At 60.0% G+C, this 12,538-nt stretch carries 10 protein-coding genes; 7 read left to right on the top strand and 3 right to left on the bottom strand.

Features of this window, described 5'->3' with window-relative positions; genetic code table 11:
- Positions 1–23: 23 nt before the first annotated feature.
- The 7 genes from queA to uvrA all read left to right on the top strand — a co-directional run bounded on the left by queA (position 24) and on the right by uvrA (position 9,422).
- The gene (queA, locus tag R1T45_RS14945) at positions 24–1,088 is read left to right on the top strand and encodes a tRNA preQ1(34) S-adenosylmethionine ribosyltransferase-isomerase QueA (protein WP_132443541.1); all 1,065 of its coding nucleotides are present in this window, start codon (positions 24–26) and stop codon (positions 1,086–1,088) included.
- Between the two features lie 72 nt (positions 1,089–1,160).
- Positions 1,161–2,495, top strand: a complete 1,335-nt coding sequence (locus tag R1T45_RS14940) for an MFS transporter (RefSeq protein ID WP_067938394.1) — start codon at positions 1,161–1,163, stop codon at positions 2,493–2,495.
- A 65-nt stretch (positions 2,496–2,560) separates the two neighbouring features.
- A complete protein-coding gene (locus R1T45_RS14935; RefSeq protein WP_317389463.1) occupies positions 2,561–3,160 on the top strand; it encodes a DUF924 family protein in 600 nt (199 codons plus the stop codon).
- A gap of 97 nt (positions 3,161–3,257) precedes the next feature.
- Positions 3,258–4,652 (top strand): dihydrolipoyl dehydrogenase, encoded by a 1,395-nt coding sequence (lpdA, locus tag R1T45_RS14930; RefSeq protein ID WP_132443540.1) that lies wholly within the window; start codon positions 3,258–3,260, stop codon positions 4,650–4,652.
- 72 nt (positions 4,653–4,724) lie between these two features.
- Positions 4,725–5,288 (top strand): methyltransferase domain-containing protein, encoded by a 564-nt coding sequence (locus tag R1T45_RS14925; RefSeq protein WP_317389462.1) that lies wholly within the window; start codon positions 4,725–4,727, stop codon positions 5,286–5,288.
- Between the two features lie 6 nt (positions 5,289–5,294).
- A complete protein-coding gene (locus R1T45_RS14920) occupies positions 5,295–6,470 on the top strand; it encodes an MFS transporter (protein WP_317389461.1) in 1,176 nt (391 codons plus the stop codon).
- A gap of 66 nt (positions 6,471–6,536) precedes the next feature.
- Complete coding sequence (gene uvrA, locus R1T45_RS14915) at positions 6,537–9,422, top strand: excinuclease ABC subunit UvrA (RefSeq protein WP_317389460.1); 2,886 nt, start codon at positions 6,537–6,539, stop codon at positions 9,420–9,422.
- Positions 9,423–9,459: 37 nt separating this feature from the next.
- Here uvrA and R1T45_RS14910 read toward each other — a convergent pair whose 3' ends face one another.
- The 3 genes from R1T45_RS14910 to R1T45_RS14900 form a co-directional block, all read right to left on the bottom strand.
- Positions 9,460–10,533: a transketolase gene (locus R1T45_RS14910; protein ID WP_317389459.1), complete on the bottom strand. Its 1,074-nt coding sequence runs from the start codon at positions 10,531–10,533 to the stop codon at positions 9,460–9,462.
- Between the two features lie 80 nt (positions 10,534–10,613).
- Entirely contained in the window at positions 10,614–11,591 is a 978-nt protein-coding gene (gene mmsB, locus R1T45_RS14905) for a 3-hydroxyisobutyrate dehydrogenase (protein ID WP_236627378.1), read from the bottom strand.
- A complete protein-coding gene (locus R1T45_RS14900; RefSeq protein WP_317389458.1) occupies positions 11,495–12,538 on the bottom strand; it encodes an enoyl-CoA hydratase/isomerase family protein in 1,044 nt (347 codons plus the stop codon). The genes mmsB and R1T45_RS14900 overlap by 97 nt, the downstream gene beginning before the upstream one ends.

Here is a 12,538-nt window from a genome sequence, read left to right as displayed (position 1 = left end):
CAGACCAATAGGAACGCCGACCGATGAAGCTCTCCGATTTCGATTTCGACCTGCCCGAGGAATTGATTGCCACGCGCCCCGCCAATCCGCGCAGCTCTGCCCGGTTGTTGGTGGCCGCGGGGGATCAGTTGCATGACCGCCGCGTGACCGACCTGACAGACTGGCTGCGCCCCGGCGACCGTTTGGTGCTGAACGACACCCGCGTGATCCCGGCGCGGCTTTCTGGGCTGCGCCACCGTGCCTCGGCCCAAGGGGCGGTGCAGGCCAAAATCGAAGTCACGCTTTTAGAGCCGCGCGGCGATGGCACGTGGTCGGCGTTGATCAAACCCCTGCGCAAGCTGAAAATCGGCGAAGAAGTCGTCTTTTCCGACGATCTGCGCGCCACGCTTGAGGCGGTGGAAGACGGGCAGGGGCATCTGCGGTTCAACTGCACAGGTGATGATTTCGATGCTGCGCTGAATGCGGCCGGGGCCATGCCGCTGCCGCCCTATATCGCCGCAAAGCGCGCGGCTGACGCGCAGGATATGACGGATTACCAAACCGTCTTTGCCCGCCACGCAGGCGCGGTCGCGGCCCCCACGGCCTCGCTGCATTTCGACGAGGCGCTGCTCGGGGCGCTGGCGGCCAAGGGGGTCACCTTTAGCCATGTCACCCTGCATGTCGGGGCGGGCACCTTCCTGCCGGTCAAGGTCGATGACATTTCCGAGCACAAAATGCACGCCGAATGGGGCCGGGTGAGCGCCGAGGCCGCCAAAGAGATCACCGCCACCCGTGCCGCCGGAGGGCGCGTGATCCCCGTGGGCACCACCGCGCTGCGCCTGATCGAAACAGCGGCGCGCGGCGGGCAGATCGCGGCGTGGGAAGGGGATACCGATATTTTCATCACGCCGGGGTTCGACTTCAACGTGACCGACGGGCTGATGACGAATTTTCACCTGCCCAAATCCACGCTGATGATGCTGGTCTCGGCCCTGATGGGCGTGCAGCAGGTAAAAGACATCTACGCCCATGCCATCGCCGAAAAATACCGTTTCTTTTCATACGGCGATTCCTCTCTTCTGCTGCCTGAGGCGCAAAAACCCGCTTGAATGTCGTTCTAGGGGGTGACTAGCCTGCGATTGCCGTCCATGGGAGGGCTTGGGCGAACAAGGAATTGACCGATGATTCAAGTGGTTTCAAGCGCATGGGCGCTATTGCTGGGCATGTGCCTGTTGATGGTCGGCAACGGCATGCAGGGCACTTTGCTGGGTATTCGCGGCGGCATCGAAGGGTTTTCGACCCTGCAAATGTCGATCGTCATGTCGGCTTACTTCGTCGGTTTTTTAGGCGGGTCGCGGATGGCGCCGGGGATGATCCGGCGTGTGGGCCACGTGCGGGTCTTTGCGGCGCTGGCCTCGCTGATCTCGGCGGTGATGATCCTCTACCCGACATTCCCCAATACCATCGTCTGGTCGCTGGGCCGGGTGCTGATCGGCTTTTGTTTCTCGGCTGTTTACGTGACCGCTGAAAGCTGGCTCAACAATGCCGCCACCAACGAGAACCGGGGGCAGGCGCTTTCGGCCTATATGATCGTGCAAACACTCGGCATCGTCATCGCCCAAGCGCTGTTGCTGACGGCTGACCCGTCGGGCTTTGTGCTCTTTGTTATTCCTTCGGTTTTGGTGAGCATCGCGGTCACGCCGATCCTGCTGTCGATCAGCCCCACACCGCCCTTCGGCACCACCAAACCGATGAGTTTGAGCACCCTGATGGAGACTTCTCCGCTCGGCTGTGTCGGTATGTTCCTTTTGGGCGGTGTTTTCTCGGCGCAGTTCGGCATGGCGGCGGTTTACGGTGCCGAGGCAGGTCTGAGCGTCGCGCAGATCTCACTTTTCGTGGCGGCCTTCTTTGTCGGTTCGGTGATCCTGCAATATCCCATCGGCTGGATTTCTGACCGGATGGACCGACGCAGCCTGATCGTCATCACCGCGCTGATCGGTGGCGCGGGCTCCATGGTCGGCATGATGCTGGGGCATATTTTCCCGATCTTGCTCGCCACGGCCTTTGTTGTGGGCGGCATGTCGAACCCGCTTTACTCGCTGATCATGGCCCATACCAACGATTTCCTCGAACAAGAGGACATGGCCGCGGCCTCGGGTGGGATGTTGTTTATCAACGGCTTAGGTGCCGTCCTTGGCCCGGTGATTACCGGTTGGATGATGGGCACGGCTCTGGGGCCGGGGGGCTTTTACCTCTTTACCGCCGTGCTCTTTGCCGCGCTGGCCGGCTATGCTTCCTACCGTAAGACGCAGCGTGCTGCGGTTCCGGTGGACGAAACGGGCAACTACGTGCCGATTTACCCCTCTGCCACCGCTGTGGCCGTGGAAATCGCGCAAGAGTATGCCATTGAATCGGAACAGGAAGCCGCCGAAGAAGCTGCCCAAGAAAACGCCGAAGCTGACAAAAACGCCCCTGATAGCGATAACGATGTCGCGGATGACATAAAACGTGACTAGGCTTTTGGGGTAAGACGTTCTTAACTTTAACGAAACGCCCAGATGACGGCAAAGGAGTGTGCGGGATGGCTGCCACAAATGCAGAACCCCAAGATGTACTGAATTTCTGGCTCAAGGACGTGGGTCCGGCGGGATGGTACAATAGTTCCGATGCGCTGGACGCCGAGATCCGCAGCCGTTTCGAGGGGCTCTGGAGTGAGGCAGAGGCGGGCAAGCTGAACCATTGGCTGACCAATCCTACCGACGCGCTGGCCTTTTTGATCGTGACCGATCAATTCCCGCGCAATATGTTCCGCGATACCGGCAAGGCATTTGCCAGCGATCGTATCGCGCTCGCGGCCGCGAAGCTGGGGATCGAGAAGGGCTGGGACATGCGCGTGGAAGCGCCCGAGCGGCAGTTTTTCTACCTGCCGCTGATGCATTCAGAGAACCTCTGCGATCAGGACCGTTGCGTGCGTTTGATGTGCGAACGGATGCCGGAAAGCAATGGCAGCAACCTGCTGCACGCCCGCGCGCACCGCGAAGTGATCCGTCAGTTTGGCCGCTTTCCCTACCGAAACGCGGCGCTGTCGCGCAGTTTCACCGCGCAGGAGACCTCTTATATCGACCAAGGCGGATATGGTCGGACCGTCAAACAGCTGCGTGAAAAGCTGCAAGCGGCCTGAGCTTCGGCAGGGCAGGGTAAATTCGCGTGGTTGTGGCGATTGCAAATATGGTTTAGCGGTAAACTATATTTGCAAACCCTAACGCGAGGTCCTTGCCATGGCTGCCAAATCCTTTGATCTGATCGTGATCGGTGCGGGGCCGGGCGGCTATGTCGCCGCCATCCGTGGCGCACAGCTAGGCCTGAAGGTCGCGGTTGTTGAGCGAGAAAATCTGGGCGGCATCTGCCTCAACTGGGGCTGTATCCCCACCAAGGCGCTGCTGCGCTCTGCCGAAGTGTTTCACCTGATGCACCGCGCCAAGGACTTTGGTCTGGCAGCGGATAAGATCGACTATGATCTCGAAGCGGTGGTCAAACGCTCGCGTGGCGTCGCCAAGCAGATGGAAGGCGGGGTCAAACATCTGCTGAAGAAGAACAAGGTCGACGTCTTCATGGGCGAAGCCTCGATCCCGGCAAAGGGCAAGGTCTCTGTCAAAACTGACAAGGGCAGCGAAGAGTTGACGGCCAAGAATATCGTTTTGGCAACCGGCGCCCGCGCCCGCGAACTGCCGGGGCTCGAGGCGGATGGCAAGCGCGTCTGGACCTACCGCCACGCCTTGCAGCCCGTCCATGATCCCAAGAAGCTGCTGGTCATCGGCTCCGGCGCCATCGGGATCGAATTCGCCAGCTTCTACAACACACTCGGCGCTGACACGACCGTGGTCGAGGTGATGGACCGTGTTCTGCCAGTAGAAGATGAAGAAATCTCTAAATTCGCCAAGAAGGCGTTTGAGAAGCAGGGCATGACCATCATGCAAAAGGCCACGGTCAAGAAACTCGACCGTGCGGACGACAAGGTTACCGCCCATATCGAACGTGACGGCAAAGTCGAAAAGCTTGAGTTCGACACCGTGATCTCTGCGGTTGGCATTGTCGGCAATACCGAAGGTCTGGGCCTGGAAGAACTTGGCGTCAAAGTTGACCGGACCCATGTGGTGACGGACAAATATTGCCGCACTGGTGTCGACGGGCTCTATGCCATCGGCGACATCGCTGGTGCGCCGTGGCTTGCGCATAAAGCGAGCCATGAAGGGGTGATGGTGGCCGAACTCATCGCGGGCCAGAAACCACATCCCGTCAAACCCGAAAGCATCGCCGGTTGCACCTATTGCCACCCGCAGGTCGCCTCTGTCGGCCTGACCGAGGCGAAGGCCAAAGAGCAAGGCTATGACATCAAGGTTGGTCGCTTCCCCTTTATCGGCAATGGCAAGGCCGTGGCCTTGGGGGAGCCGGAAGGGCTGGTGAAAACCATCTTTGATGCCAAAACTGGCGAACTTCTGGGCGCGCATATGGTCGGGGCCGAGGTGACCGAGCTGATCCAAGGCTACGTCGTGGGCCGCCAGTTGGAGACCACCGAAGAAGACCTGATGAACACCGTCTTCCCGCATCCAACACTCAGCGAGATGATGCACGAATCCGTGCTCGACGCCTTTGACCGCGTGATCCACATGTAACGCGGGCGGGGCAGGGTGCATTGACCGCGCCTCGCCCCGCCGCAATTTGGCCAATCCGTCGGGAGCCATGTCGTGGTCAGCCTTAACCGTGTCGTCATGCACCGCCGCAGCCGTCGGCTGATTGGCCGTTTGAACCCGGCGACGCTGGATGCCGCCGAAATCTCTGGCAGGTTCGGTAAGCGCTTCGCATTCAAGAGCTATATCCAGTTTGGCTACCCGGCTTATGACATCTGCGCAGGTCCATTTACCGACCCCGAAACCAGTGCCGTGCGGCAGTTTGATCTGATCCTCGCCAATCAGGTCTGGGAGCATCTTGACCGGCCTTATACGGCGCTGGCCCATGTGCAACAGATGCTCAGAGCGGGCGGGTATTTCTGGATCGCTGTTCCGTTTTTCATCCCCTTTCATGCGGCCCCCAATGACAATTCGCGCTGGTCCGCACGGGGGCTGAAGAACTTGCTGATCGAAGCCGGCTTCGACGAGAGCCGGGTCATCGCGCGACAATGGGGTAACCGTGCCGCCGCCGCCCGCAATCTTGAACCCGACTGGCCGCCGCGTTTCGATAAAAACACGGATGACCTGACTAACGATCCCGAAATGCCGCTTTGCGCTTGGGCGCTGGCCCAGAAGAACTGAGAGCTAATGGCTGACCAAACCTCCTTTCCGCGCGTGTTCGCGCTTTGGGCCGCGGGCCTGGGGGCGGCGGCGCAATATGGGAAGATGAGCGTCATCTTCGACCTGCTTCCAAAGATTTATCCGCAGGCCGGAGCGTCGCTGGGCTTCTTGGTTTCAATGGTGGGCGGTGTCGGTATCCTCCTTGGCGTTGTGGCGGGGCTGGTGGTCGCCCGTATCCGCTACCGTCGCGCGCTGCTATTTGCCCTGTGGCTTGGCGCGGCTGTATCGGCTTTTCAGGCAGTGCTGCCGGATTTCGGTTGGATGCTGGCCAGCCGCGTGGTCGAAGGGCTGTCGCATCTGGCCATCGTCGTTGCTGCGCCGACGTTGATTGCGCAACTCAGTACCGTGAAGGACCGTGGGTTTACCCTGACCCTCTGGGGCACCTTCTTTGGCGTGGCTTTCGCGATCCTGACCCTCATAGGCCGCCCGCTTGCGCTGACATGGGGCGTGCCTGCGCTTTTCGCCGTCCACGCGCTCTATATGGCGGGCTGTGCGCTGGTGCTTTCCGGCAGCTTACGCAGTCTGCCGGACGAGGGCCCTCAGCCGCCATTCTCTTTGCCGCAGATACTGCGTGATCACCTCGCGATCTACCGCTCTCCCTTCCTTTCCGCCCCGGCGGCGGGTTGGCTGTTCTATACATTCAGTTTCGTTTCCATCCTCACTGTCTTGCCGCCCTACCTCCCGGAAGCATGGCGCGCGCCCGCGATGGCGGCCATGCCGCTGACCAGCATCGCGGTCTCGATGACCATCGGCGTCGCGTTGCTCCGCCGTCTACCGGCGGTCTCTGTTGTGCAAACTGGTTTTGCCCTTTCCGCCCTTTCTATGCTTTGGCTCTGGCTCGCGCCCGGCGCGCCCTTGGCCTGTTTGGCACTGGCTGGGGCCATGGGCCTGATCCAAGGCGCAAGTTTTACCGCGGTCGCGCAACTCAACAGCGGCCCCGCCGCGCAGGCGCAGGCAAACGGCGCAGTGGCGCAGATGGGGAACCTTGGAAACAGCCTTGGCACACCGGTCATGGCGTTCGGGTTAGCGAGCTTTGGCGGCGCGGCCTTGCCTTTATTGGCGGGTGGGGCCTTTGTTATGGGGCTGGTGGCACATCTCCTCCTTGGTGCGGCCCGACGTCGCAGTCGGTGCGTTCCTGTTTAGTTCTCACTTTTCCGTTGGAAAACACTGCATCAGCACCTATGTACAAACCGTTAAGAGGGGCATGTCATGGCTGAGCTGAAGAACATCGAAGTGCGCGGCGCGCGCGAGCACAATCTAAAGAACATCGACGTGGATATTCCGCGTGACCAACTGGTTGTAATTACCGGGCTTTCCGGCTCGGGCAAGTCGAGCCTTGCCTTCGACACGATCTATGCCGAAGGGCAGCGGCGCTATGTGGAATCACTGTCGGCCTACGCGCGGCAGTTCCTTGATATGATGCAAAAACCGGATGTGGATCACATTTCCGGTCTCAGCCCCGCGATTTCAATCGAGCAGAAGACCACCTCAAAGAACCCCCGATCCACCGTCGGCACGGTGACCGAGATTTACGACTATCTGCGGCTGTTGTTCGCCCGCGTCGGCACTCCCTATAGCCCGGCCACCGGCAAACCTATCGAAGCCCAGCAGGTGCAGGACATGGTCGACCGGATCATGACCATGGAAGAGGGCACGCGGGCCTATCTGCTGGCGCCGATTATTCGCGACCGCAAAGGCGAATACCGCAAAGAGTTCATAGAATTGCGCAAGCAAGGCTTTCAACGGGTCAAGGTGAACGGTGAATTCTACGATCTGGATGAGCCGCCGACGTTGGACAAGAAATTCCGCCATGACATTGATGTTGTCGTCGACCGGATCGTGGTGCGCGAAGGGCTGGAAACGCGCCTGGCGGACTCGCTGCGCACGGCGCTCGACCTTGCCGATGGCATCGCCATTCTCGAAACGGCGCCCAATGAAGGCGAGCCCGAGCGTCATACGTTTTCGGAAAAATTTGCCTGCCCTGTCAGTGGCTTCACCATTCCTGAGATTGAGCCGCGACTGTTTTCCTTCAACGCGCCTTTTGGGGCTTGCCCCTCTTGTGATGGCCTTGGTGTCGAGCTCTTTTTTGACGAGCGTTTGGTGGTGCCGGATCAGAACCTGAAAATCTATGACGGGGCCTTGGCGCCTTGGCGTAAGGGGAAGTCCCCGTACTTTAAGCAAACCATCGAAGCCATTGCGAAACATTATAATTTTGACCAAAAGACCCGCTGGAAAGACTTGCCTGAGAAGGTGCAAGAGGTGTTCCTTCGTGGTTCCGGCAAGGAAGAGATTACCTTCCGCTATGACGAAGGCGGGCGCGTTTATGAGGTCAAGCGCGTGTTTGAGGGGGTGATCCCCAATATGCAGCGCCGCTACCGCGAAACGGACAGCAACTGGGTCCGCGAGGAGTTTGAACGCTATCAAAACAACCGCCCCTGTGGCACCTGTGGCGGCTATCGCTTGCGGCCCGAAGCGCTTGCGGTACGGATTGGCCCCACGACTGGCAATGAGAACGAGTTGCTCCACATCGGTAAGGTGGTGGAGATGTCGATCCGTGAAGCCTTTGACTGGTGCAAGGCGGTACCAGACCATCTGACCCCGCAGAAGAATGAAATCGCGAAAGCCATTCTAAAGGAAATCCGGGAACGTCTTGGGTTTCTAAATAACGTGGGTCTTGAGTATCTTACGATGTCGCGTTCAAGTGGTACTTTAAGTGGTGGCGAGAGCCAGCGTATCCGCTTGGCAAGCCAGATTGGCTCTGGCCTGACGGGCGTGCTTTACGTGCTTGATGAACCGTCGATCGGGCTGCATCAGCGCGATAATGACCGATTGCTGGATACCTTGAAGAACCTGCGGGATCAGGGAAATACGGTGATCGTTGTAGAGCATGACGAAGAGGCCATCCGCGAGGCTGATTATGTGTTCGACATCGGGCCGGGTGCTGGGGTTCACGGCGGGCAAGTGGTAAGCCATGGCACGCCAGAACAGGTGGCGAATGATCCGAATTCTGTTACTGGTCAGTATCTTACCGGCGTTCGTGAAATCTCGGTCCCGGCGAAGCGGCGCAAGGGGAACAAGAAGAAGCTGCAGGTCGTGAAGGCCACCGGCAACAATTTGCAGAATGTGACAGTAGATTTCCCGCTGGGTAAATTCGTCTGTGTTACGGGCGTGTCGGGGGGCGGCAAATCCACCCTCACGATCGAAACCCTGTTCAAAACCGCTTCGATGAACCTGAATGGCGCGCGGCAGACACCTGCGCCTTGTCAGACCATCAAAGGGTTGGAACATCTCGACAAGGTCATCGATATTGACCAGCGGCCCATCGGTCGGACTCCGCGTTCGAACCCAGCGACCTACACCGGGGCATTCACGCCGATCCGGGATTGGTTCGCCGGTTTGCCGGAAGCGAAAGAGCGCGGCTATAAGCCCGGGCGTTTCTCTTTCAACGTCAAAGGCGGGCGTTGCGAGGCCTGTCAGGGTGACGGGGTCATTAAGATTGAGATGCACTTCCTCCCGGATGTTTACGTGGAATGCGAGACCTGCAAAGGCGCGCGCTATAACCGCGAGACGCTGGAGGTGAGGTTCAAGGGTAAGAGCATCGCCGATGTTCTCGATATGACGGTGGAAGATGCGCAAAGCTTCTTTGCCGCCGTGCCGTCGATCCGTGAAAAGATGGATGCGCTGATGCGCGTGGGGCTGGGTTATATCAAGGTCGGACAGCAGGCCACGACCCTGTCGGGCGGTGAGGCGCAGCGGGTGAAGCTCAGCAAGGAGTTGAGCAAACGCTCCACCGGACGCACGCTTTATATCCTTGATGAACCGACAACGGGTCTGCATTTCGAAGACGTGCGCAAGCTGTTGGAAGTGCTGCACGAATTGGTCGATCAGGGCAATTCCGTGGTTGTGATTGAGCATAACCTAGATGTGGTGAAAACCGCCGATCATATTATCGATATCGGCCCTGAGGGTGGTGACGGCGGTGGCCGGGTTGTGGCTACAGGGACGCCCGAAAAGGTCGCGGACGTGGCCGAAAGCCATACCGGCAAGTACCTCAAGCCGATGCTATATAAGCAAACAAAAGTGGCGGCGGAATAACCGCCGCCACTTGGTTGGCTTGGCCTGCGGCGTGTCCTTACAATACGGCGCGGGCGATGCGAATCAGTTGCAGCGTCTCATAAGCGCTATCGCGCAGCGAAATCACCTGCCCATTCAGTACCGCGTAGTTATAGCCTTCTTCCGGCTCGGCCAGACGGTAGAGATTGATGAGGTCCGCCTGCGTCAGCGCGGCGGTCGGAGCGATGTTCACACCTGAGCCAATGGTGGGCACCCGCGCCAATTCGTTGATACGCAGCAGGGCGGTGTGATCTTCGTTGCTGAGCAGCACCGGCTGACCATCGATCAGCGCGTAGCGATGGCCAGCAGGCGCGGCATCAAGGCTGTAGAGCTGTGCGATCTGGTTGGACTCCAGTAGGAGCAACTCGCGTTCGGTCAGCGGATCGGCCTCAAGATAGGGTTGGCGGCGCTCTTCCAGCAGAGTGTCCAGCTCATCGTCGGAATAGCTGGCCCATTGTTCATAAGTCACGCCCTGTTTTGCCAGTCCGGGGGGCACGCAGGGCGGGTCTTTCTTGGCCAGACCGGGGGGGCAGTTGCGATAGGTAATCAGCTCGTCCTCGGGCACGGCGGTTGCGTTCAATTCAGGCGCGGCCAAGGCAAGCGCCGCCGCACCGAGGATAGCGGCCATGTCACGCCCTTCGGGCGCCGGGGTGTTCAAAAGACGGGTGACCACAGTCTCGCGGTCCTGCGTAAAGCGGGTCACGCGCTCATCAAAGTCGGCGCGGTCCATGCCCTTGGGCAGTTTGACCTCATCGCCTTTGATCTTGACCTTATCACCGTTGATTTTGATCTCGATCTTATCGTCTTTCTTGTCTTTTTTGGCCTTCTTCTCTTTGTGCTTCTCGGCCTTTTCCTCGCGCTTTTCTCTCTTCTTCTCGGCCTTCTTTTCCTGCTTGTCCTTCTTCTTGGCCTTTTTGTCTTTCTTGTCTTTGCCCTTATCGCCCTTGTCGTCTTTGGCGAGCCAAAGCGTCTCAGGGCCGCTGCTGTCAAAGGCAACCGCGGGCTGGGCCGGGGCAAAGCCGGTTCCGGCGGCGGCCAGCGGGCCGGTCGCGCAGGCGGTGGTCAGGATTGTGGTAATGAGCAGGCGTCGCATCAGGTGATCTCCTCAGATGGGGTCATTCTGAAGTTAACGCCTGCTCGGGTCATGTCGTTCCCGCGTGGGGGGCGGTCGGCTTAACCTTGCCAGCCGCGCTGCTCAAAACGGGGCAGCATGGCAGAGAAGTCTTTGCCCTTGCCGCCTTCTTCCTCGACGAAACGGGTGTAGAGTTCCTTGGCCAGCGCGCCCATCGGCGTGTCGGCATTGGCCATTTCCGCGGCCTGTTGGGACAGCCCCAGATCTTTGAGCATCAGCTCTGCCGCGAACCCCGGTTTGTAGTCGTTGTCGGCAGGCGATTGGGGGCCGACGCCGGGGGCCGGGCAATAGGCGTTCATCGACCAAGAATAGCCCGAAGACGTGCTGACCACATCGAACATCCGTTCGCGATCAAGGCCCAGTTTGTCAGCCAGTGCAAAGGCTTCGCAGGTGGCGATCATCGTGGCGCCAAGGATCATGTTGTTGCAGATTTTCGCCGCTTGGCCTGCGCCCGCATCGCCGCAATGAACGGCTTTCTGACCCATGATGTCGAACAGCGGTTTGGCCTTTTCAAAGGCCGCCTCCGCGCCGCCCGCCATAAAGGTGAGCGTGCCGCCCTGCGCGCCGCCGATCCCGCCAGAGACGGGGGCATCCACAAAGAGCAATCCGGCCTTCTGCGCCGCCTCTGCCGCGAAACGCGCGCTTTCGACGTCGACGGTGGAGCAATCGATCAGCAGCGCGCCCGCTGCCATATGTGCGACCGCTTCTTCGGCCACTTGGCGCAGGATTGCGCCGTTGGGCAGCATGGTGATGACCACATCGGCATCCCCGACCGCCTCGGCGATGGTCTTGGCCTCGGCGACCCCTTCGGCGGTGGTGCCGGCCACGTCATTGCCGCGCACGGTATGACCAGCGGCGGCGAGATTGGCGGCCATGGGCCCGCCCATATTGCCCAGACCGATGAAACCGATTGTAAGATTGCTCATGAATTTTCCTCCAACTTCAATTCGTTGTCGCCCAAGGGGGCGAGCATGGCGTCGATATCGGCCTGCGGCACGTCCCAGTCGGCGTGTTGCCATTTGGGGCTGCGGTCCTTGTCGATGATCGCGGCGCGCACACCTTCGATGAAATCGCCTCTTTCCAGTGACCGCGCGGTGAAACGGTATTCCTGTTCCAGTGCCGGGACCATGCCGATGTCGGGGCCGCGCAGGCGGCGCAGCATCTCAAGCGTGCAGGCCATCGACAGGGGGGAGTTGCGGCGCAGGGTTTTCACTGTTTCTGCGGCGAAACCGCTGTCGGACATAGCAAGCGCCGCGTCGATTTCACTGAGGCTTTCGGCATGAAAGAGGCGGTCCACCTCCTCTTGAACCTCTGCCAGCGTGGACGGGGGCGGGGTGCTTGCCGCGCGGTCGAGAATGAAGGGATCACCGTTCTCTTCCAGTTGCGCGATAAGATCGGGCCATTCGGCTTGCGCGATAAAATAATCCGCGAAACCGGCGTGGAGCACGTCGCCCGCGCCCATCCGCGCACCGGTGAGGCCAAGGTATTCGCCCATCCGTCCCGGTGCCTGTGCCAGCAGCAGTGTGCCGCCCACGTCGGGCACCAGACCGATGCCGCATTCGGGCATGGCGATCTTGCTGCTTTCGCTCACCACCCGGTGCGAGCCGTGGCAGCCGATGCCGACCCCGCCGCCCATGGTGAAGCCCTGCATGAAGGAGATCACCGGCTTGGGAAAGCCGTGCAGCTTGTTATTAAGCCGGTATTCATCGGCCCAAAAACGACGGGCGAAGTCGAAATCCCCATCCTTGCCCGTTTGGTAGAGCTGTGCCACGTCACCGCCCGCGCAGAAGGCTTTTTCACCCTCGGCATCCAGCACGATCACGGCGACCTCGGGGTCATCGCGCCAGTCGTCGATCGCCTTTTCGATGGCGATGCACATGTCGTAGCTCAGCGCGTTCAGCGCTTTGGGCCGGGTGAGCGTGATGCGTCCGGCGCGGCCCGCTTTGCGGATGTGGATATCACTCAT

This window comes from Sulfitobacter sp. LC.270.F.C4, assembly GCF_032922545.1.
GTDB lineage: Bacteria > Pseudomonadota > Alphaproteobacteria > Rhodobacterales > Rhodobacteraceae > Sulfitobacter > Sulfitobacter profundi.
Note: the sequence above shows the minus strand (reverse complement) of the source record. Positions and strands in the feature narration are given on the sequence as shown.